Below are 22,407 nucleotides of genomic sequence, written 5' to 3' on the forward strand. Positions count from 1 at the left end.
TACAATGCTATGTTAAGAATAAGGCTTCATATCTTTTATCTGGTCTTTGCGGTGCTATGCCAATATGCGTTGGCGCAAAATCCACCAAATATAACTGCTACAGGTAATCAATTTTTCTGTGGAGATGATCCAATGCCTATTGTGACGCAAGTATCTATTTCCGATACTTCTGGGGAAAGTATGTTGGACGAGATTTTTGTACAGATTGCTACTGGATACACTTTGGGCAGCGATGTAATGTTCTTAGAGGGTTCACACCCTAATATTTCGGCATCTTGGTCTACGGGTGAAGGTTTGTTAACTTTATCTGGTCCAGCTACTTTTGCAGAATTCGAAAATGCCATCGCAGATGTGCGTTTTCAAACGTCTGAAAGTAATTTCACTCAGGATAAGTTTTTTTCCATTAATCTTGGTCAAGCTAATTTTCTACCTGCAACAGGTCATTATTATATTTATGTTTCTGACATTGGTATTAGCTGGGCTGAGGCTTTGGAAGCAGCTTCACAACAGACCTATTTTGGTTTGCAAGGCTATTTGGCTACAATTACCACGGCGGAAGAGGTACAGTTAACAGGAGAACAGGCGCAAGGTACGGGTTGGATAGGAGGTTCAGATCAGTTAAGTGAGGGCGTTTGGCGATGGGAATCAGGACCAGAAGCAGGACAAGTTTTTTGGAATGGAACTGTTAGTGGAAGTGCACCTGATGGTATGTTTGAATTTTGGAATAATGGTGAACCTAACAATCTTGGAGATGAAGATTATGCACATATTACAGACCCGAATATTGGTGTTTTAGGTTCATGGAATGATTTAACTGTAACAGGTTCAACGGATCCAGCTAGCCCATATCATCCAAAAGGTTACATCGTAGAATTTGGTGGGATGGATGGAGATCCTACGATTAATGTTTCAGCAAGTACAATTATTGTTATGCCCAAAACTGACATATCCACAAATAGCTTATGTGATGAAGGCGTCGCCCAAGTTAATCTGGAAACAAATACGAACCAGGTGTTGTGGTATGATGCGCCAAGCTCTGTCGATGTCATAAACACGGGCTTATCATATGAAAGTTACATTGATACTACAACTACATATTATATTTTACCTTTGTTTGATGGTTGTACTGATGGCAATAGGATTCCAGTTACTGTGAATGTATATGCATCTCCGATAGCTAATGACATCACTATAGTGCAATGTGACGATGAAACGTTAGATGGCGTCTCTAGTTTTAACCTAAACAATTATACGGACGATATTGTTAGGAATGAGGAGGGACAAGTCGTGCCTATTTGGGATATCACTTTTTACGAGGACGAAAATTTAATCAATCAAATTGATGGTGATGATTATATAAACACCAATAATTATCAGATAGTTTATGCTAAAGTATTTGATGAGTTTTCTGGTTGTTATAGTAGTTCCGAAGTAACATTGCAGGTGAATTCTTCTAATGATACCACGGCTAGTCTTGAAGTTTGTGACGATTTTATAGTCGATGGCTTTGCTTTTTTCGACCTAACAGAAGCAGACGCTCAAATACTGGAAAACGCTCCAGTTAATGCCAATATTGGTTATTATGTGACCTATAATGAAGCCTTGCTGAAAATTAACGAAATCACTGAAGATTACTTTAACGAGGTTGCCTATTTTCAGACAGTTTATGCCAGAGTTGATATCGATACTACATGTTATGCCATAAATCAGGTGAACTTAACTGTAAAGGACTTGCCTAATATAACCCAATACGAAGAAGTTTATTATTGTTTAAATACCTATCCTCAAACGATGGCTCTGGATGGAGGTATCATAGATGATATTCCAAATAATTATGCCTATGAGTGGTCAACAGGAGAGACTACGATCAGTGTAGATATTAATGAAGTAGGGACTTATGAAGTTTTTGTTACCAAACCTGCTGGATGCACCAACAGAAGAACTATTGTTGTGAGGCCATCTAGTGCAGCTATAATTGAAACTGTTGATATCACCGATCTTTCGGAAAACAATACCATTACTATATTGGTTTCGGGTGAGGGTGATTATTTATATGCCTTGGATAATGAAAATGGAATATATCAAGAGTCGAATGTTTTTGAAAATGTACCTCCTGGCATTCATACAGTTTATGTTAAGGATGTTAAAGCTAACTGTGGTATAGTTTCCGAAGACATTTCGGTATTAGGGTTTCCAAAATTTTTCACACCAAATGGTGATGGTGAAAATGATACTTGGCAAATTAAAGGCGTTTCATCGCAGTTTCCTGCAACTGGTAGCATCGAGATATTTAATCGTTATGGTAAGATGATTACTGTCCTAAATGAAAATAACCCAAAATGGAATGGTACTTACAATGGAATATTGTTGCCAACAGATGACTATTGGTTTGTAGCCAAACTTCTTGACGGCAGAACATTTAGGGGGCACTTCACTTTAAAGCGATAAATGAAATTTATAATTCTTTTAAGAAAATTCATAGGAATTCTATTTTTCTTGCGTTCTAGAAAATGACAATTAAAAATCAACCGACCATCAATCAATCTTAATGAAAAAACTAGCTTTAGTTTTTACGTTTCTATTTACACTATTTTCTTATTCCCAAGAGAAATCATTTGAAATTACTGGAAACATCCAAGCAGAGGATACCAAACTCCCTTTGGAGTCCGCAACTGTATATGTTGAACGGACTAAAGATAGCAGTGTTGTTTCTTATACGATCTCAGACAAAGAAGGAAAGTTTCAGCTTAAAGGGACTACCTATGACGATAGCTTAAACTTCTATGTTTCCTTTGTCGGTTATGCTACTTATCTTAAGAAACTAAACATTGACAGGGAAAAAATCTACTTAAAAACGGTTTTGATGCAAGTAGATAATAAACTAGATGAGGTTCTCGTAAAATCAACTGCTCCAATTACCATTAAAAAAGATACCTTAGAGTTTAATGTAAAATCATTTAAGACCAAAAAAGATGCAACGGTTGAAGACTTACTAAAGGTGCTACCAGGTGTTGAGGTTGATGATGAGGGTAATATTACGGTTAATGGAAAGAGCGTCAATAAGATATTGGTGAATGGGAAACCCTTTTTTGGTAATGACCCCACGATAACCACAAAGAATCTGACTAAGGATATTATTGAGAAAATTCAAGTTGTAGATACTAAAACTAATGCTGAAGCCTTTACTGGAGAAGAAGGTGATAAAGAAAATAAGACCATCAATCTCACCATTAAGGAGGAAAACAATAGAGGTGTTTTTGGGCGTGTCGCTGCTGGAGCTGGTACAGATAAGCGTTATGAATTTGCTGGTATGATTAATTTTTTTGATAATGAAAGACGGATTAGTGTTTTAGCAGGTGGAAACAATACCAACTCACCAGGATTTAGTTTTGGTGAAATAAGTAAAATGTTTGGTCGAGGCGGCGGCATCAGTTTTAATAGCAATGGATCCTTTGCAGTTGGTGGTCGCTCTTTTGGTGGTGGACAAGGTATTACCACATCGCAAAATGTTGGTGTAAATTATGCAGATCAAATAGGGAACAATACCGAAATTTCTAGTGACTATTTTTATGCTTCGAGCAGTTCTGAGAATGAATCATCTTCAGAGCGAGAAACGATTTTATCCGACTCACGTTTTTTTAGCAATTCTACATCAAGAAGTATAAACGATAACGATAGTCATAATTACAATCTAGAATTGGAGATTGAGACAGATTCTACATTTCAAATTAATATTGAGCCCTCATTCAGTTATTCTCAAAATAGAACGGCTTTTAATAGCCAAGATGAAACATTCGATGACGATTTAGTACTCACAAATCAGTCTGATGTTAGTTCTAATGTTGAAAGTTTTGCAAGAGAGTTTAATAACGACATAACTGCTACTAAACGATTTGGAAGTCGAGGTGCTTTTGTTAGAATTCAATTAGAGAATAGTGTGAGCCAACAAGATAGTGACGATTTTATAAATTCTGTTACAGAGATTTTTGGTGATAATCCAGAAACTATTGTAAGAGATCAGTTTACTGATGGTGAAAACAACAGCTATGGAGTTAATGCCCAGTTTAGATATCGCTATGCTATCATTGCCAAAAAATTCTTTACAGATATTCGTTATCGCTACGATTTAAACAAGTCTAAAAATAGACAGAGCACTTTTGATTTTAACGCGACTGATCAAGACTTTACGGATTTTAATACGGAATTAAGTACTGATTTTGAATATGGAGATACCCAATCCATACCTGAGGTTGGAGTCACCTACAGAGGTGAAAAATGGTCAGTAGGACTAAGAGTAGGGTATAATATAAGAACACTTGAGAATTCAGACTTGCTCCGACCGCAGTTTAACGTAGCACGCACGTTTAGAAATTTTCAGACTATATATAATTTTAATTATCGATTTAGTCCAAAATCTTCAATTTATATGGGGCATAGGTTAACAAATAGCCCTCCTGGAATTCGTCAATTGCAAGCCTTTACAGATGTGTCCAATCCGCTGAATATAGTAGAGGGTAATCCAAACCTAGCGCCATCAAATAGGCATAATTTTTATGGTGGTTATAGTGGTTTTGACTGGCAAAAGCGTACTGGATTTTATGCCAATTTTAATGGAAGTATAACCAATAACCAAGTTATTGCGAGAACATCTGTAGATCCTGAAACTTTAAGACGAACCACAACTTATGATAATGTTGATGGCAATTACTCGTATAGTGTTTCTGCTAATTACAGTAAGGATTTTAAAATAGATTCTTTGCGTACTTTTAAGTTTAGGATTGGTTCTCGATATAACTTTAACAATAGAATTAATTTTAACAATGACGTGCAATATTCGAGTAAAGTATCTACATTTTCGCCCAACTTAGGTCTGGAATTTTTATGGGAAAAAGTGTTAGAGTTTAAACCGTATTACAGACCTACTTTTACGAACAATGCTTTTGATATTGATGCTTTTGAGGATATTCAGTTTACGACACATACGGCGGGCTTAAGAACTGCCACATTTCTGCCCAAACAACTAGAATGGCGCAATGATATTAGTTTTAACTATAATCCTAATGTTGCCGATGGTTTTCAAAAAAGTGCTTGGTTTTGGAATTCGACTTTAGCTTATTCTGTTTTTAAGGATAAAGGTTTGATTACCTTGAAGGTGTATGATCTATTAAACCAGAATACCAATGCCAGGCGAATCGCAAATCAAGATTTTATTGAAGATAGAGAAAGTACTGTATTACAGCAATACTTTATGCTTAGCTTTAGCTATAAGTTCAATAGTTTAGGTAAGAAAGGTGAAAATAATGACGACGGCTTTTTCTTTTTTAACTAGCGTCTAAAATTTGTTGGTTTTTACTTTCCGCTTTTTGGAAATGGCCAATGGACAATCTGCTTTACCATCCACCAGAGGCACCTCCACCACCAAAACTTCCACCTCCAAAGCCGCCACCGAATCCGTCGCCACCAAAACTTCCGCCACCAGAGCTGCCTCCAAAGCCACCAAAACCACCAGATGATGATCCTCTGGAATAACTTCCTCGTCCCATATTACTCAAAATGATAGCTTCAAGAATGCTTCTTGCATCTTCATTTCTACCACCGCCTCGACCACCTCTTCCACCGCCTCTTCTTTTGGAAATTGCAATGATGAAGATGATAAAAATTATAAATAGGATAATAAAAATTTCAAAGGGAAAATCAGTAGCGTTATTTTGGCGTGTGCCTTGATACTCACCATTCATAACTTCAAAAATAGCATCAGTTGCTCTATTTAGACCTCCGTAGTAATCATTACGCTTAAAGTATGGAATGATATCTCTATTAATAATACGTTTACTTATAGCATCTGTTAGTAAATGCTCAACACCTTTACCAGTATTAATGCCAATTTTACGATCATCCTTGGCTAAAAGGATTAATATGCCATTATCTTCATTTTCTTGTCCAATTCGCCATTTTTCTCCCCATTGAGCCCCTAAATAGTTAATATATTCACCCTGAGTTGAGCTAATAATTGCCACAACAACTTGGGTAGAGGTCGTGTCAGCATATGTTCTGAGCTTTAAATTAAGTGATATACTATCTCTTTTTGAAAGTAAATCGGTATAATCGTAAACGAAATGCTGTTTTGAATCTTTAGGTTTAGGCGGAATTTCATATTGTGCAAAAACGCTAGAAATGCTTACTAGAAAAATAACGAATGCTATGTGTTTTAGTTGTTGCATTACCCCTTAGAAATTGTATTATCTAATTCGTTTCTATCACCATGATTCCAAGGAAAATAGTTGGAAAGTACTTCACCAGCTTCTTTGATACCATCAATCAAACCTTGCTTAAAGTTTCCAATTTTAAATTGAATGGCAATTTTATCACGTGTAGAATTCCAGAAATCTACCCCTACACAATTATTTATGCCATGGTCTCCAAAAATCACAAACGACTTATTATCTACGGCAACATAAATTAATACACCGTTTTGTTCTTTGGTATTATCCATTTTTAGGATATGAAATACGTCTAGCGCATGTTCGTATACATCCACATCACAATTTTGTTCTATGTGCACACGAATTTCACCAGAGGTCTCTCGTTCTGCAATACGAATGGCTTCAATGATTTCCTGTTCTTCTTGAGTTGTAAGGAAATCTTCAATATAGGGCATGACTAAATATTAGTTAAATTCAAAACTCGCATCAGGATTTTTTTCACTTCCAGGGTCTGCTTTGTAACGAGGCATTTCTTCAAAGCCAAACCATCCTGCGAGAATCTTACCTGGGAATTTGGTTGTGTGTTTGTCGTAGATATTAACCGTTTCGTTATACTTATCTCTAGCTATATTAATGCGATTTTCGGTACCTTCTAATTGACTCTGCAATTCTAAAAAGTTTTGATTGGCTTTTAATTCAGGATAACGTTCAACAGACACCAATAATTTGGAAAGCGCTCCTGTCAAACCACTTTGAGCTTGTTGAAACTGCGCTATGTTTTCGGAAGTAATATTACTTGCATCAATAGTTGTAGATGTAGCTTTTGCTCTTGCTTCTATAACTTCTCTTAAAGTTGTTCTTTCAAAGTCTGCAGCACCCTGAACGGTTTTTATTAAATTGCCAATCAGATCATTTCTTCGCTGATAGGTGCTCTCTACATTAGACCAAGCTGTTTTAGCATCTGCTTCATATTCTACTGCTGTATTGTTAAATCCTACAGCCCAATTATAGATTCCAAAACCTATTATTGCAATTACGATTAAAGGGATTAGCCATTTTTTCATGATTAGTTAGTTTTAAAGTTGAGTTTTAATTTTAATTAGTTGTGCCTTAATGTCTTCAAGCTTTTCAATAATTTCAAATTTATCTAAGGACTGTTTTTTCTCCTCTTTCAAATGGATTTTAGCCCCTTCTAATGTAAAGCCCCTTTCCTTTACAAGATGATATATAAATTTTAAGTTTTTAATGTCTTCAGGTGTAAACTTTCGATTACCCTTGGCATTTTTCTTTGGTTTTATGACATCAAACTCCTTTTCCCAGAACCGGATTAGTGAAGCATTGACGTTGAAAGCCTTGGCGACTTCGCCAATGCCATAATATCGTTTTTCTGGTAACTCTATATGCATCTTAATCGAGGGATTGGTTTTCTAATGAAGCTTTTCTGAGTAATACATTAAACTCAGCTGCAGATAGGTTACCATAATAGAAGTTGATTGGGTTAATGCGTTCACCATCTTTATGCACTTCGTAGTGCAGATGAGGTGCTTCGGAACGACCTGTACTTCCTACAAAACCAATGACATCTCCTCGCTTTACACGCTGATTTACTTTGACATTATATTTGTAGAGGTGGGCATACAAAGACATATAGCCATAGCCATGATCTATTCTAATATGGTTGCCAAATCCAGAAGATCCATTATCTGCGCGTTTTACTACGCCATCTCCTGTGGCATAAATAGGTGTTCCTCTAGGTGCTGTAAAGTCCATTCCAAAATGAAATTTCCTCACTTTGGTAAACGGATCAGTTCTGTAGCCATAACCAGAAGCCATACGGGTTAAACTTTCATTACTTACAGGTTGTATAGCAGGAATAGCTTCTAAAAACTTTTCTTTGTCTTCTGCAAGTTTTGCTATTTCATCCAAAGATTTTGATTGTACAACAATAGCTTTCTCTAGGATGTCTAGTCGTTTATTACTTTCGGCTATCATTTGGGAGTTGTCGAAGCCTTCAAATTTTTTATAACGGTTAATACCTCCAAAACCTGCACGTCGTTGTTCCTCTGGTATTGGATTAGATTCAAAATATAATCTGTAAATGGCATTGTCACGTTCTTCTACATTTTCCAAAGCCGCAATGGCGTCATCCATGCGCTTATCAAGTAATTGATACTGCAATTCCATGTTTTGTAATTCTCGTGTTAGCTGACGTTCCTTAGGAGATTCTATATAATTACTGGAAATTGCGAAGGACAAGAAACCAAATAATGCAGCAGCCAATAAGAAAACAACAATATATTTAAACGTTGTTCTTTTTTTGCGCTTTATTTTACGATACGAAAGCGTTTCTGCATCGTAATAATATTTTACCTTAGCCATGTTCGAATTTATACTATTTTTGCAGCAAATAAGCACTTAACGTGTCTATAAGAATTGCTGAACTTTCAAACCTACAAAAATATTTCCATTTTAAATTGAATTAATAAAGTGGAAATAATTGAGGTAGGTTCTCTCTGACCATAAAATTAAATAAAAAATGACAGAGAAAATATAAAGATTGTTTTGCAATTGTAATAATATAAACGAAACAAGCTATAATTCATTATATGACATCTCAAGATATTCGTAATAAGTTCTTAAATTTTTTTGAAGGCAAAAAGCACCTTATTGTGCCGTCTGCACCAATGGTACTCAAGGATGATCCTACTTTAATGTTTGTTAATTCTGGTATGGCCCCATTTAAGGAATATTTCTTGGGCAATGCAGAACCTAAGCAAAATAGAATTGCAGATTCTCAAAAATGCCTGCGGGTATCAGGTAAGCATAATGATTTAGAGGAAGTGGGCTATGACACTTATCACCATACGCTTTTTGAGATGTTGGGTAATTGGAGTTTTGGAGATTACTTTAAAAGAGAGGCTATTGCTTGGGCTTGGGAATTATTGACAGAAGTCTATGGCATTAACAAAGACATTCTATATGTGACTGTTTTTGAAGGAAGTGATGACGCTGATAATCTAAAAATGGATCAAGAAGCTTATGACTTATGGAAAACATTTATTCCTGAAGATCGGATTCTTAAGGGGAATAAGAAAGATAATTTCTGGGAGATGGGAGAGCAAGGACCTTGTGGTCCTTGTAGTGAAATACATGTTGATATTCGTTGTGCTGAAGAGAAAGCTAAAGTTGATGGAAAATCCTTAGTTAATATGGATCATCCGCAAGTTGTGGAAATCTGGAACTTGGTGTTTATGCAGTACAACCGTAAGGCGAATGGTTCCCTTGAAAGTTTACCTAATAAGCACATTGATACTGGAATGGGGTTTGAGCGTTTGTGCATGGTACTTCAAGGTGTACAGTCCAACTATAATACAGATGTATTTACGCCAATTATTCGGGAGGTAGAGGCCATTACTAATAAAGACTATGGTAAAGATGAAAAAGTAGATGTTGCCATTCGTGTCATATCAGATCATGTAAGAGCGGTAGCATTTTCAATCGCAGATGGTCAGTTACCGAGTAATACCGGTGCAGGTTACGTGATTCGAAGAATTTTGCGTCGTGCTGTGAGATACGGCTTTACTTTTTTAGATAAGAAAGAACCTTTTATATATCGCTTGGTTGATGTTTTGAGTAAAAAAATGGGAACTGCATTCCCAGAACTAAAAGCTCAAAAACAATTAATTGAAAATGTAATTAAGGAAGAAGAAGCTTCTTTTTTAAGAACTCTAGAGCAAGGGTTGATTCTACTGAATCGCATTGTTGAAGAAACCAAAGGCAATACTGTTTCTGGTGAAAAGGCTTTTGAATTATACGATACTTATGGGTTTCCAATAGATTTGACGGCTTTGATTCTGTCTGAGAAGAATTTAAAACTGGATGAGAAAGGTTTTGAGAAGCACTTGCAAGTTCAAAAAGATAGGTCGCGTAAAGCGAGTGAAATGTCAACCGACGACTGGACTATACTAATCGATGATGCAGAACAAGAATTTATAGGGTACGATGCTCTTGAATCTAATGTGAAAATAACCCGATATAGAAAAGTGTCTTCCAAGAAAGATGGTGATATGTATCAGTTAGTATTTAATCTTACACCATTTTATGCTGAAGGAGGAGGACAAGTAGGTGACAAAGGTTATTTACAAGATGTTCATGGAGATACGATTTATATCGTGGATACCAAGAAAGAGAATAATGTCATTATCCATTTCACTAAAAGTTTACCAGAGCATATCAATGAAACTTTTAAAGCTGTTGTGGATGCTAAACAGCGCTACAGAACAGAATGCAATCATACAGCTACCCATTTATTACATCAGGCATTACGAGAAGTTCTAGGAACACATGTTGAGCAAAAAGGTTCAGCTGTGCATTCTAAATATTTGCGCTTTGATTTTTCGCATTTTTCCAAATTGACTATTGAAGAATTAAGAGATGTCGAAAACTTTGTGAACTCACGTATTGAAGGAAAGCTTCCTCTTGAGGAAAAACGAAATGTACCTAAAGATGAGGCAATTGCAGATGGTGCGATGTCTTTATTCGGAGAGAAATATGGAGATGCAGTGCGTACAATCCGCTTTGGACAATCCATAGAACTTTGTGGTGGTACTCATGTTAAAAATACTGGGGATATTTGGCACTTTAAAATTACTTCGGAAGGTGCTGTAGCTGCTGGAATTCGTCGTATTGAAGCAATTACTAATGATGCAGTAAAAGATTTCTATTTTGAAAACAACAGAGCTTATTTTGAAATGAGAGATCTACTGAATAACTCGAAGGAACCAATAAAGGCTTTAAAAAGTCTACAAGCTGAAAATGCAGATTTAAAAAAACAGATAGAGAACTTACTAAAAGATAAAGCTAAAAATATTAAAGGAGAACTTAAGAGTGAGTTAACTGAAATTAATGGTGTAAAGTTTCTGGCTAAGAAGCTAGATTTAGATGCTGGAGGTATAAAAGATGTCTGTTTTGAATTGGGAAGCCAGTTTGATAATTTGTTCTTGTTATTTGGAGCAGAACATAATGGTAAGGCTGTTCTATCTTGTTACATCTCAAAAGAATTGGTAGCGAGTAAAGACTTGAATGCAGGAGCCATCGTAAGGGAATTGGGTAAATATATTCAAGGTGGTGGCGGTGGACAACCATTCTTCGCGACTGCAGGAGGAAAGCATCCTGCTGGCATTGAGGAGGCATTGAATGCAGGTAAAGCATATATTGAATAAAATTGTCATTCTGAACTTATTTCAGGATTCCATAACATGAAACTGCAGACCAATATAAAATTAGAGCCACAACAGCATGATCAAATTGATTATAATTCAAAGATACTGTTGTTGGGTTCCTGTTTTTCAGAACATATTGGAAGCAAATTTGAATATCATAAGTTTCAGAGTACAATAAACCCTTTTGGAATATTATTCCATCCATTGGCTATTGAAAATCTTGTTGCACGAGCTATCAATAAAGATCATTATACAGAGGATGAGCTTATTTTTCATAACGAACAATGGAGTTGTTTAGATGCGCATTCAAAATTGAATGGTGTTTCAGCGGAGGAGCTGTTATCCAACCTAAATGAGTTTTTAGACCAAACGAATAAGCAACTCAACGCATCAAACCATATCATAATCACCTTGGGTACGGGTTGGATTTACAGGCATATTTCCTCAGATAAATTTGTTGCTAATTGTCATAAGTTACCTCATAAACAATTTTTAAAAGAGCTCCTTTCTGTAGAGCAAATTACCGAGTCGCTTGAAGCTATTATAACTTTAATTAGGAGCGTTAATCCAAAAGTAAACTTCGTCTTTACGGTATCGCCAGTCAGGCATTTAAAAGATGGCTTTGTTGAGAATACACGAAGCAAGTCGCATTTAATAGCTGCAATTCATCAGGTTATTGACGCAAGAAACCAGTTGTATTATTTTCCATCTTACGAAATCGTCATGGACGAGTTAAGGGATTATCGCTTCTATAATTCTGATATGATTCACCCCAATGAATTGGCGATAGATTATATCTGGGAAAAATTTAAAACGGTTTGGTTATCGCAAGAGGCTTTGGAAACCTCGGAACTAGTGGCGTCTATTCAGACTAAAAAATCGCACCGACCTTTCAACCCTCATTCAGAAGCGCATCAACAGTTCTTGGAGAAGCTTAAAAATGAGATTGATGATGTCTGCGAAAGGTATCCTCATATATCATTTTGAGGAATATTATTACGTAGCAAATACGTTTAAACTTTGAAACTTTCTATATATCGAAAAGAATGCTATTCGACTCTAAATAGTTATAACTTCTATAAGCTATTAATCAATTTTTGAACATCATTTGTTTTTGTTTTACAAAGGCAGATGATGTTTTTAAATAAGGTTAAGTCAAATATTTTTAACTACAACACTTTCGGGAACAAGCTGTGTATAATCGCCATTATTTCTAATAACATCCCTTACAATCGATGACGAAATAAAAGATGTTTTGGCGGCGGTCAATAAAAACACTGTTTCAATTTTAGAAAGCTTTCTATTGGTGTGGGCAATGGCTTTTTCGAATTCAAAATCAGCAGGATTTCGAAGCCCTCTTAAGATGAATTGCGCATCAATATCTTTGCAAAAATCAATAGTAAGACCTTGATAAGTCACAACTTTTACCTTGGGCTCATCCTTAAAAGATTTTTCAATAAAGGATTGACGTTCCTCAAGAGAAAACATATATTTCTTATCTGCATTGACACCAATAGCAACGACTACTTCGTCAAAAAGTTTAACACCTCGTTGTACAATATCATAGTGTCCGTTGGTAATTGGGTCAAAGGATCCCGGAAAAATGGCTCTTCTCATTCACAATGTTTTGTCATTCCGCAAACGTGGGAATCTATTTAAACTCTAACAAAGGTAAGGATATTAATCCCTTTCAATATTGTATATGACTTCATCCTTGTAAAGTTGTTGCAATTCATTAAGCGTGTAACCTTCCATGTTTTCGGTTTTATAATTTTCAGCCTTATCTATTTCACTCGTACTATGCTTTTTGTCAATTTCGTAGTCATTGAAAATTACAAAAACACTATCATTGGTTACTTTGGCTACTTTTGCTGTTGTAAAGTAGCCTGAAGATGTTGTTTCTGTGCTATATACATCGCCAATCATTGGATCCACAATATATTTAGCTTCATCTTCTTTATGTTTAAAACTAGAGTAGCTTATACCTGCAATAATCAGAGCTATAACGCCAATTCCAGCAAAGTGTTTTATAGGTACACCAGTATGTTTTTCTAGCTCAAATTTTTGCTGAATTTGTTGCGGGAGTTCTTTTAATTTGTAGGTTCTCTTGCAGTTATTACACTCTAGGACATTGGTTTTTCCCAAGGGAAAGATTGGTATCCAATAAATATAGGCGTATTTGCCAAATACACTGTAAGTCATTGATGTTTGCTCGTTACAGTTAGGGCAAATTACATTACTTAAGCGTCCGTCTTTTAATCTTGAGGCATTAGTTCCATAAAAAATCATAAAAAGTTATTGATTGGTTAGATAAGTAAGGATTAAATATAGAAATTATTTTTTCAACGCCTCCTCAATAGCATTATGAAACAAGTTTTCCATGCTAATGCCAGCTTCATGAGCTTGTTGTGGTAAAATACTTTCATTGGTTAGGCCAGGAACGGTATTCATTTCAAGAAGATAAGGCTCGTCGTTTTTAAATATAAACTCACTTCGGGAAAACCCCGTCATGCCTAAAACCTCATAGATTTTCTTAGCCATGGTTCTTGTTTTTTCTTCGTAATCCTTAGAAATACGAGCAGGTGTTATTTCCTGAGATTTTCCTTCATATTTTGCAGCATAGTCAAAAAAATCATTTTCAGAAACGATCTCAGTTATTGGTAAAACCTTGGTTTCGCCGTTATAGGAAATAACACCAACTGAAACTTCAACACCGTCTAAAAATTGTTCGATTATGATCTCATTATCTTCCTTAAAGGAGTTCTCAATGGCTGACTTTAAGTTTTCTTTTTTATAAACTTTAGAAATCCCAAAACTACTTCCAGCTTTATTGGCTTTTACAAAACAAGGTAAACCCACTTTGGCTACAATGGCATCCTCATCAATGGCATCCCCTAGATTCAGATAAAAACTCTCTGCGGTTTTAATACCATAAGGTTTCAGCGATGCCAGCAAATCCCTTTTATTGAATGTTAATGCAGCTTGATACATATTGCAACTGGTATGTGGCATACCAATTAATTCAAAATAGCCTTGCATAAAACCGTCTTCGCCTGGAGAGCCATGTATGGCATTAAAGACACAATCAAAGGTAATTCTAGTTTCATTGACCATAACGGAAAAATCATTCTTATCTACAGGGAATTCTTCATCCATGTCATTTACAAATACCCATTTATCCTTAAAAATATGAATGCGATACGCATTGTACTTTATCTTATTCAAAGTGTTATATACCACGTTACCACTCTTTAACGAAATTTGATATTCGCTAGAGTAACCTCCCATAATGATGGCAATATTTTTTTTCATGCTTTAATTTAAATGCTGTAATGTAAAAGTATCATTTATTTTGAATAAACAATATCAGGTATTGATACGTATATTAAATTTAATACGTTTGTATAACGTTATAATTTATTAGTTTTGTCAACAATTATCTAGCTTATGAGTTTTGTTAAGTTTATTACAAGTAAGGTCTTTTTGAAGCAATTGGCCTTAGCTATTGTGGCCATCGTGGTATTGAGTTTTATAATGCTCAAGTGGTTGAATATTACAACTAACCACGGCGAGTTTGTTGTCGTACCAGACCTTAAAGGTAAATCTATAGAGACGGTAAAAATAGAATTGGCTGACAATGATTTGGCAATGGAAATTCAAGACTCGGCAAATTATAATCCTAATTACCCTAAATATTCGGTTATAGAACAAGATCCTATTGCTGGTTCTCAAGTCAAGGAAAACAGAAAGATTTATCTCATATTAAACCCTTCAGGCTACCGCAAAGTTGAAGTGCCTAATGTATTAAAGCGCACGTTTAGACAAGCCAAACCACAATTACAGGCTTTAGAGTTTAAAATTGGTGAGATCACTTATATTGATAACATTGGCAAAGATGTAGTTTTAGGCATGAAACATAATGGTGAAACCCTGAAACCTGGTGCAATGCTACCATTGACTTCTACCATAGACCTAGTATTAGGTAACGGTAAACGCTAAATACTATGAGCACTATTGTTGATGACTCCAATCAAGATGATGAGCTTTATGAGCATTATGCTTTTAAGGTAGAGAAAGGTCAACAGCCACTTCGCATCGATAAATATTTAATGAATTTTGTTGAGAATGCAACACGCAATAAAATCCAACAAGCAGCAAAAGACGGTAGTATTTTTGTCAATGGCAGTAATGTAAAATCCAACTACAAGGTTAAACCTAATGATCAAATCACTGTAAAGTTTGAGCATCCGCCACATGAGCATTTGTTGGTTGCTGAAGACATTCCTATTGATATTGTTTATGAAGATGATGATTTACTTGTTGTCAACAAGCCAGCTGGCATGGTGGTGCATCCAGGTCATGGTAACTATTCAGGAACTTTAATCAATGGGTTGATATTTCATTTTGAAAACTTACCAAATAACTCTAGTGACAGACCTGGTTTGGTCCATCGCATAGATAAAGACACGAGTGGTTTATTGGTCGTCGCTAAAACTGAACAAGCCATGGCTCATTTGTCTAACCAGTTTGCTGAAAAGACCAGTGAGCGTGAATATGTTGCGTTGGTTTGGGGAAATATGAATGAAGATGAGGGCACAGTAGAAGGACATATTGGTCGCCACCCCAAGAACAGATTACAAAATACGGTTTATGAAGGTGACGAGGCATACAAGGGTAAACCAGCAATAACACATTATAGTGTTTTAGAGCGTTTAGGCTATGTGACTTTAGTGAGTTGTAAACTAGAAACAGGACGTACACATCAGATTCGGGTCCACATGAAGCATATTGGTCATACATTATTTAATGACGAACGCTATGGCGGTGAAAAAATCTTAAAAGGCACGACATTTACCAAATACAAACAGTTTGTAGAAAATTGTTTTAAAGTGCTGCCTAGGCAAGCCTTACATGCAAAAACACTTGGTTTTGAGCATCCCATAACTGGAAAGTGGTTGAGTTTTTCTACAGAAGTACCAGAAGATATGCAACAATGTATAGAGAAATGGCGAGGTTATGCAAAGCATCAAAGCTAATTCCCGCGAACTCAGTAATCTCTTAGTTGAAGAACGAAACTATTGATTGATCTCTATATCGTGAATTAAATTTTGTCATACTGAGCTTGTTTCTGCCTATCATATATCTGGGAATCTAAGAATCTAAATAATAGACATCCCTTATGCCACTATCAAAATAAGTTTTGATCTCTGCTTGAATCTGGCCAATTTCCATCGTATTTTTACCATGGAAAAAGAAATTTGTTTAACCTATAATGAAATACCCACTGTCGTGGGCCTTTATATGAAACTCGTATTATCACCAGCGAAATCCTTAGATTTTGAAAGTAAATTGCCTACAATTAAGACTACTGAAAGTTGTTTTTTAGCCGAAGCCGAGCGTTTAAATAAATTGTTGAAGAAGAAATCCGCAAAAAGCTTATCTAAGCTAATGCATATCTCAGACAACCTAGGGCAATTGAATTATGAACGTAATCAAGAATGGCAATTGCCTTTTACAAAAGATAATGCTAGACAAGCCTTGTACGCCTTTAGTGGTGATGTATATAGAGGTCTAGATGCCTATTCCATTGACACTGAAAAACTAGATAAGGTACAAGATACAGTTAGGATCATATCTGGGCTATATGGTATTTTAAAGCCTTTGGATTTAATTCAGCCTTATCGTTTGGAAATGGGTACCAGAATGCCAGTTGGAAAAAACAAAAACCTTTATGAATTCTGGAAGAAGAAGGTCACCCAAACATTGAATGACGAGTTAGAAGATGACGAACTGTTCTTGAATTTAGCAAGTAACGAATACTTTAAAGCTATTGATACTAAAGCCTTAAAGGTACCTGTTATTAATATTGTTTTTAAAGAGTTTAAAAATGGCGAATATAAGATGATAGCCATATTTGCGAAGTTAGCGCGTGGCTTAATGACGCGCTATATTATAGATACCGATGCTAAGACTTTGGATGATGTAAAGAGCTTTAATTATGAAGGTTATGGTTTTAGTGACAGTCTGTCTTCTGAAAAAGAATTGGTTTTTGTAAGATAGTTGTTATCTTTCAGAAGTTAACCAATCTTGTATGATTCGCTATTATTTAGTTATTGCCATTCAGGGCTATTGTTTATATCATATTTATAAAAACAGGAAACCATATTACTGGTATTTCTTGGTATTCTTCATTCCCATTGTTGGTCCTATAATTTACTTTATTACCAATATTTATAATAAAAGAGATGCTGAAAAAATTCAGAACGAAATAGTATCGATAATAAATCCAACGAAGAAGATTCGTGACTTAGAAAAGAAACTGGAATTTTCAGATACATATGCAAACAGAATTGCATTGGCAGATGCCTATGTCGATAATGGTGATATGCCAAATGCCATACATAATTATAAGCATACGTTAAACGATATAGATCAGAATGATTTGTATGCCATACAGCAATTGGTGCTATGTTATTTTCAACTTGAAGACTATGTTGGTGTTGCAGAATATGCTGAAAAGATTATCGATAAGTCTCAATTTAAAGGTTCTAAACAACAATTTTGTTATGGTTTAGCTTTGAGAGAACTGGGCCAGGTTGATAAGGCGGAAGAACAATTAAAACAAATAGATAGACCTTATTCCAATTATAATGAACGTTTAGAACTGGCTAAGTTTTATCTTGCTAATAGTAGAGTTTCTGAAGCAAAAGAACTGCTTGAAGAAATTTCTTCAGAGTCAGAGCATATGACAAAACCTAACCGACGTATCTACAAAAATACCGTCAATGAGGTAGAACGTTTATTGAAAACATTATAATGTTTTTTCACAAACATCCTTATGAACCTTTTATTCCAAAGGACACTAAAAAACTTATTGTTGGTACCCTGCCTCCTCCAAGATTTTCAACTGGGGAATTGTTAAAAAAGGATGTGAATTTCTGCTATGGAAGTTATTATAATTCCTTATGGTTGTTTATTGATAAAATCCATAATCTTGATTTGCGTTATGATAATTCATTAGAGGCCATAGAACAACGCAAACAGTTTTTAATTAGTCATAAAATAGGTGTTTGTGATATTGTAGAAAGTGCCGAGCGCGAAAAAATAGATGCTTCAGATTTAGGTATGCAAAATATAAAGTTAAGAGATATTGTTAGTTATCTCAAACAGTTTCCTAGTATCGAAACTATACTATTCACTGGTGGGAATAGTAAAAACGGCCCAGAATACTTTTTTAGAAAGCATTTAAAAGACTATGGTTTAAAATTAGAAGTAGTCAATAATGAAGTTCCGAGAATTCATCAATTTTCACTTTGCCATCCTGATCCTGCCTCAGGATCTCTCAGAACTATGAAAACGGTATCCTTAACTTCAGGTTCTGGTGCAGCAAACATTTCAATTAGTAGAATGCCATTATTCAAGCAGTTAAAGACAAAAGATCCAAGTTTTAATACGTTCGATTTTCGGGTAATGCAGTATAGAGAGTTCTTCTAAAAGCGATAGCGTACATTTACGCCAAAACCATCCCATTTAAAACTAGTATCATCAATAATCCAAAAGGTTGGTCTATAATCAAAACCTATAACAATTGGCGCACTATCAAATTGATATTCCAAACCAATTTCGCCACTCACACCAAGATTAAAATCATCTTCGATGAACGTTGATGCACCAACACCAGCATACCAATACAATTCATCCTCTAAGGACTCATAAATAAAATCGTATAGCGCATCCAAACCAAGACCGTCACCAAAAGAAACATTAGCATGAATACGACTGCCATCAAATTCAAATACACCATCAACAGCAATATTGTTTCCTGTAACCTCACCAAATCTTACACCTATTTCTTGTGCGTTTATAGTCGTAGATAATAATAGGACTAAACCTAAGACGATGATCCTCATAATTATGATTATTTAGTTTTTTAATATGTGGTAAAGCTATAAAAGCCTAGGTGTAATCCAAATAATTTTTGAATTTATATTAAAATCAACCTAGAATAATAGCTTCAACTTATGAAGAAGTTCTCGATAGTTCTGCCGAGTGCAGTCGAAGTACGATTTTTCGTATCTAAAAACCATGCGAACTGGCTTAGAACATAAATTATAAAATGCGTGTTATTTTAGGTTTCAACACCAAAATTAGCTGTACCTTGCCCCCAATTAAAAGAGGTGAGATTTGCAACGATATTCATCTTAACTAAATACGATGTATGTCATTTAAATCATTGGGCTTATCTGAGCCTCTATTAGAAGCTGTTAGTAAAAAAGGATACGAAACGCCATCACCCATTCAAGCCAAAGCGATTCCACCAATTTTAGATGGGAAAGACATCCTGGCCTCAGCACAAACAGGTACTGGTAAAACAGCTGGTTTTACATTGCCAATGCTTCATTTACTATCTAAAAACCCAGTTCAAAAGCACAGGCCAATACGCGCATTAGTCTTAACGCCTACAAGAGAATTGGCGGCTCAAGTGTATGCTAACGTCAAAGAATATAGTGAGTTTTTAGATATCAGGAGTGCGGTAATTTTCGGTGGTGTAAACCAAAAGCCACAAGTGTCAAAGTTAAGACAAGGTGTCGATGTTCTGGTGGCTACACCTGGTCGATTGATTGATTTAGAAAGCCAAGGGTTGTTATCGTTGAGGCGCGTAGAAATATTTGTTTTAGATGAAGCAGATCGTATGCTAGATATGGGTTTTCTGCGTGATATTGAACGTGTCATGAAATTAATACCTAGTAAACGACAGAATTTAATGTTCTCAGCAACATTTTCTAAGGATATTAAAAAACTGGCCTATTCTATTTTAAATAACCCAGTTCAAGTTGAAGCGACACCAGAGAATACAGCGGTGGAGATTATAGATCAGAAAGTACATCGTGTTGCTAAGAACAAAAAAACGGGCTTAATTATAAAGCTTATTTCTGATGGTGATTGGAAACAAGTATTGGTCTTTACACGCACAAAACATGGTGCCAATAGATTAACCAAGAAAATGATTAGCGCAGGTATTACTGCAGCTGCAATTCATGGTAATAAAAGCCAAGGCGCGAGAACAAAAGCTTTAGCTGGATTTAAAAATAATTCGATACGCGTGTTGGTAGCTACAGATATTGCAGCACGTGGATTAGATATTCCGTTATTGCCGCATGTGGTGAATTTTGAATTACCTAATATTTCTGAAGATTACGTTCATAGAATTGGTAGAACAGGTAGAGCAGGAGCAAGTGGGCAAGCTATTTCGTTAGTAAGTGCAGATGAGATTAGTTATTTGAGAAGTATTGAAAAGCTGATAGGTATGCCTATTGATGTTGAAATCATTGAGGGCTTTGAGCCAGACCCAAATGCATCTACAGAACCTATTAAGCCTGGACAGAATAGAAATAGAAATCAAGGACGAAATAATTCTAGTCCTAGAAATTCTGGAAACACTACCAATTCTAACCGAAACAGAAATAGAAATAAGAATCGAAGACGCAATAACGATAATAGACGGTAAGTAATGTCACCAACCTTAAAAGCTAAAATCATAGAAGTTTGTGATAAGAAAATTGCTCAGAAAAGCACTAATGTTGGTATTTCTTTCTATGCCTTTTTTAAAAACAAGAACGATAATCCAAAATTACTAATGGAGGCTGCAACTTGGTGGATACAAACCCATCAATTAGATCATTTTGAAAAGGCGGTTAAGATTAAGACAATGGTTAAAACTTCAAAATAGTAACCTCGAGCGGAGTCGAGAGGTTTTAATGAGGTCTCGACTCCGTTCGACCAGACAGAAACAACGATGTCCAAACAACCCAACAACCCACTACATGGCGTGAAACTAGAACAGATCATCACTGAACTACAAGCCCATTATGGTTGGGAATATATGGGTTATCAGATTAATATTCGTTGTTTTACACACGACCCTTCCGTAAAATCTAGCTTAAAATTTTTAAGACGTACACCTTGGGCACGAACTAAGGTTGAAAACATGTACTTAAACATGATAAAGAAAAGACCTTAAATCTTCGGTAATATCTTGTTTTTCTTTTTATCCAAGTAATGTCGTAAGACACCTCCTTTTACATTATTGACGTCAAACTCAACAATAAAGGCATTTTCGTCTATCCTGTCAATAATTCGATGCATTTTTTTTATATCAATTCGGTTGATGATGGTATGAATAATATCAAAATCTTCCTGTTCACCTTGGCTTCCAAAACCTTTAGAGCCTTTATAAGTCGTTAAACCGGCTCCTAACTCTTTCATAATGGTCACTTTAATCTCCAAATATTTTTTTGAAACTATTGTTACTCCAATAAAATCTTCAAACCCTTCGATGGTGAGATCCGTAACCTTTGCGGTAACGATATAAGTGAGAATAGAATAGAGCGCAACTTCGATAGAAATGACATAAGCTGTAATGCTAAATAGTATAATGTTGAACAATAGAATCACTTGACCAATGCTAAAACCGAATTTATCATTTAAGTAAACCCCTAAAATTTCGGAGCCATCTAGCACGGAACCATTTCGTATTGAAATACCAATACCGGCACCTAAAAACAAACCGCCAAAAATTGAAATTAATAATTTATCATCTGTTATGGTTCCAAAGTTTTCAAAGTGAATAAAGAGTGCCAAACCTAAAATACTTGCTATGGACTTCACAACGATGCGTTTGGAAACCGTATAATAACCAAGAATTAAAAACGGAATACTAAATACAACAAGAAGTATGGAGATATTAATGTCTACAAGTCTGCTTACCAATAGAGCAATACCTGTAACTCCTCCATCTAAAAAACCGTTAGGTAATAGAAATGCTTTTAGTCCAATACTAGCAAGTACGATACCTAAAGCAATTTGTCCGTATTCTGATATGAGCTTGAGTGTTTTTGAGTTTTTCAAGAGTTAGTTTTGTTTGTTGAAAAGTTACAAAACCAAAATTGTTTTTGAATGATTAAGTTATAAAAAAAATCCTT

At 35.5% G+C, this 22,407-nt stretch carries 22 protein-coding genes; 12 read left to right on the forward strand and 10 right to left on the reverse strand.

The features are described from left to right. Nucleotides 1-9 precede the first annotated feature (9 nt). Both H7F21_RS06600 and H7F21_RS06605 read left to right on the forward strand, forming a co-directional pair. The gene (locus tag H7F21_RS06600) at nt 10-2,448 is read left to right on the forward strand and encodes a T9SS type B sorting domain-containing protein (protein ID WP_185788403.1); all 2,439 of its coding nucleotides are present in this window, start codon (nt 10-12) and stop codon (nt 2,446-2,448) included. 100 nt (nt 2,449-2,548) lie between these two features. Continuing rightward, on the forward strand, nt 2,549-5,329 hold the full coding sequence (locus tag H7F21_RS06605) for an outer membrane beta-barrel protein (protein WP_185788404.1): 2,781 nt from the start codon (nt 2,549-2,551) through the stop codon (nt 5,327-5,329). 61 nt (nt 5,330-5,390) lie between these two features. Here the strand turns inward: H7F21_RS06605 and H7F21_RS06610 are convergent, their stop codons facing one another. The 5 genes from H7F21_RS06610 to H7F21_RS06630 are packed head-to-tail and all read right to left on the reverse strand — an operon-like array spanning nt 5,391 to nt 8,582. Then, nucleotides 5,391-6,221 (reverse strand): TPM domain-containing protein, encoded by an 831-nt coding sequence (locus tag H7F21_RS06610; RefSeq protein ID WP_185788405.1) that lies wholly within the window; start codon nt 6,219-6,221, stop codon nt 5,391-5,393. Then, nucleotides 6,221-6,658: a TPM domain-containing protein gene (locus H7F21_RS06615; RefSeq protein ID WP_185788406.1), complete on the reverse strand. Its 438-nt coding sequence runs from the start codon at nt 6,656-6,658 to the stop codon at nt 6,221-6,223. Before H7F21_RS06615 ends, H7F21_RS06610 begins: the two co-directional genes overlap by 1 nt. Nucleotides 6,659-6,667: 9 nt before the next feature. Continuing rightward, a complete protein-coding gene (locus H7F21_RS06620; protein WP_185788407.1) occupies nt 6,668-7,267 on the reverse strand; it encodes a LemA family protein in 600 nt (199 codons plus the stop codon). Between the two features lie 12 nt (nt 7,268-7,279). Continuing rightward, complete coding sequence (locus H7F21_RS06625) at nt 7,280-7,609, reverse strand: MerR family transcriptional regulator (RefSeq protein WP_185788408.1); 330 nt, start codon at nt 7,607-7,609, stop codon at nt 7,280-7,282. Between the two features lies 1 nt (nt 7,610). Further along, a complete protein-coding gene (locus tag H7F21_RS06630; protein ID WP_185788409.1) occupies nt 7,611-8,582 on the reverse strand; it encodes a M23 family metallopeptidase in 972 nt (323 codons plus the stop codon). Nucleotides 8,583-8,809: 227 nt separating this feature from the next. Between H7F21_RS06630 and alaS the strand changes: the two genes are divergently transcribed. Both alaS and H7F21_RS06640 read left to right on the forward strand, forming a co-directional pair. Further along, the gene (alaS, locus tag H7F21_RS06635) at nt 8,810-11,425 is read left to right on the forward strand and encodes an alanine--tRNA ligase (RefSeq protein ID WP_185788410.1); all 2,616 of its coding nucleotides are present in this window, start codon (nt 8,810-8,812) and stop codon (nt 11,423-11,425) included. Nucleotides 11,426-11,461: 36 nt separating this feature from the next. Beyond that, nucleotides 11,462-12,412, forward strand: coding sequence for a GSCFA domain-containing protein (locus tag H7F21_RS06640; protein ID WP_185788411.1), 951 nt, complete (start codon nt 11,462-11,464; stop codon nt 12,410-12,412). Nucleotides 12,413-12,580: 168 nt separating this feature from the next. On the opposite strand, the gene coaD is transcribed toward H7F21_RS06640, so the two are convergent. The 3 genes from coaD to H7F21_RS06655 all read right to left on the reverse strand — a co-directional run bounded on the left by coaD (nt 12,581) and on the right by H7F21_RS06655 (nt 14,737). Then, complete coding sequence (coaD, locus tag H7F21_RS06645) at nt 12,581-13,042, reverse strand: pantetheine-phosphate adenylyltransferase (RefSeq protein ID WP_185788412.1); 462 nt, start codon at nt 13,040-13,042, stop codon at nt 12,581-12,583. Between the two features lie 63 nt (nt 13,043-13,105). Beyond that, the gene (locus tag H7F21_RS06650) at nt 13,106-13,714 is read right to left on the reverse strand and encodes a zinc ribbon domain-containing protein (protein WP_185788413.1); all 609 of its coding nucleotides are present in this window, start codon (nt 13,712-13,714) and stop codon (nt 13,106-13,108) included. A gap of 45 nt (nt 13,715-13,759) precedes the next feature. Further along, nucleotides 13,760-14,737, reverse strand: a complete 978-nt coding sequence (locus H7F21_RS06655) for a D-alanine--D-alanine ligase (RefSeq protein WP_185788414.1) — start codon at nt 14,735-14,737, stop codon at nt 13,760-13,762. 135 nt (nt 14,738-14,872) lie between these two features. On the opposite strand from H7F21_RS06655, the gene H7F21_RS06660 reads away from it, so the two are divergent. From H7F21_RS06660 to H7F21_RS06680, 5 genes are all read left to right on the forward strand, one after another. Further along, nucleotides 14,873-15,424, forward strand: coding sequence for a PASTA domain-containing protein (locus H7F21_RS06660; protein WP_185788415.1), 552 nt, complete (start codon nt 14,873-14,875; stop codon nt 15,422-15,424). A 5-nt stretch (nt 15,425-15,429) separates the two neighbouring features. After that, nucleotides 15,430-16,461, forward strand: coding sequence for an RluA family pseudouridine synthase (locus H7F21_RS06665; RefSeq protein ID WP_185788416.1), 1,032 nt, complete (start codon nt 15,430-15,432; stop codon nt 16,459-16,461). Nucleotides 16,462-16,726: 265 nt separating this feature from the next. Next, nucleotides 16,727-17,485: a peroxide stress protein YaaA gene (yaaA, locus tag H7F21_RS06670; RefSeq protein WP_185788589.1), complete on the forward strand. Its 759-nt coding sequence runs from the start codon at nt 16,727-16,729 to the stop codon at nt 17,483-17,485. Nucleotides 17,486-17,516: 31 nt separating this feature from the next. Beyond that, nucleotides 17,517-18,242, forward strand: a complete 726-nt coding sequence (locus H7F21_RS06675) for a hypothetical protein (RefSeq protein ID WP_185788417.1) — start codon at nt 17,517-17,519, stop codon at nt 18,240-18,242. After that, nucleotides 18,242-18,919, forward strand: coding sequence for a uracil-DNA glycosylase family protein (locus tag H7F21_RS06680; RefSeq protein WP_185788418.1), 678 nt, complete (start codon nt 18,242-18,244; stop codon nt 18,917-18,919). The genes H7F21_RS06675 and H7F21_RS06680 overlap by 1 nt, the downstream gene beginning before the upstream one ends. On the opposite strand, the gene H7F21_RS06685 is transcribed toward H7F21_RS06680, so the two are convergent. Next, on the reverse strand, nt 18,916-19,335 hold the full coding sequence (locus H7F21_RS06685; RefSeq protein WP_185788419.1) for an outer membrane insertion C- signal: 420 nt from the start codon (nt 19,333-19,335) through the stop codon (nt 18,916-18,918). The genes H7F21_RS06680 and H7F21_RS06685 overlap by 4 nt on opposite strands. A 308-nt stretch (nt 19,336-19,643) precedes the next feature. Here H7F21_RS06685 and H7F21_RS06690 point away from each other — a divergent pair, with 308 nt between their 5' ends. The 3 genes from H7F21_RS06690 (at nt 19,644) to H7F21_RS06700 (ending at nt 21,446) form a co-directional block, all read left to right on the forward strand. Further along, nucleotides 19,644-20,933, forward strand: a complete 1,290-nt coding sequence (locus tag H7F21_RS06690) for a DEAD/DEAH box helicase (protein WP_185788420.1) — start codon at nt 19,644-19,646, stop codon at nt 20,931-20,933. Nucleotides 20,934-20,936: 3 nt separating this feature from the next. Next, nucleotides 20,937-21,155, forward strand: coding sequence for a DUF6500 family protein (locus H7F21_RS06695; protein ID WP_185788421.1), 219 nt, complete (start codon nt 20,937-20,939; stop codon nt 21,153-21,155). 66 nt (nt 21,156-21,221) lie between these two features. After that, nucleotides 21,222-21,446, forward strand: a complete 225-nt coding sequence (locus H7F21_RS06700) for a VF530 family protein (RefSeq protein ID WP_185788422.1) — start codon at nt 21,222-21,224, stop codon at nt 21,444-21,446. Here the strand turns inward: H7F21_RS06700 and H7F21_RS06705 are convergent. Then, nucleotides 21,443-22,333, reverse strand: a complete 891-nt coding sequence (locus H7F21_RS06705; RefSeq protein WP_185788423.1) for a YitT family protein — start codon at nt 22,331-22,333, stop codon at nt 21,443-21,445. The two genes, H7F21_RS06700 and H7F21_RS06705, sit on opposite strands and share 4 nt — an antisense overlap. Between the last annotated feature and the right edge of the window lie 74 nt (nt 22,334-22,407).

The organism is Winogradskyella flava (assembly GCF_014243395.1).
In the GTDB taxonomy this organism is placed as follows: domain Bacteria; phylum Bacteroidota; class Bacteroidia; order Flavobacteriales; family Flavobacteriaceae; genus Winogradskyella; species Winogradskyella flava.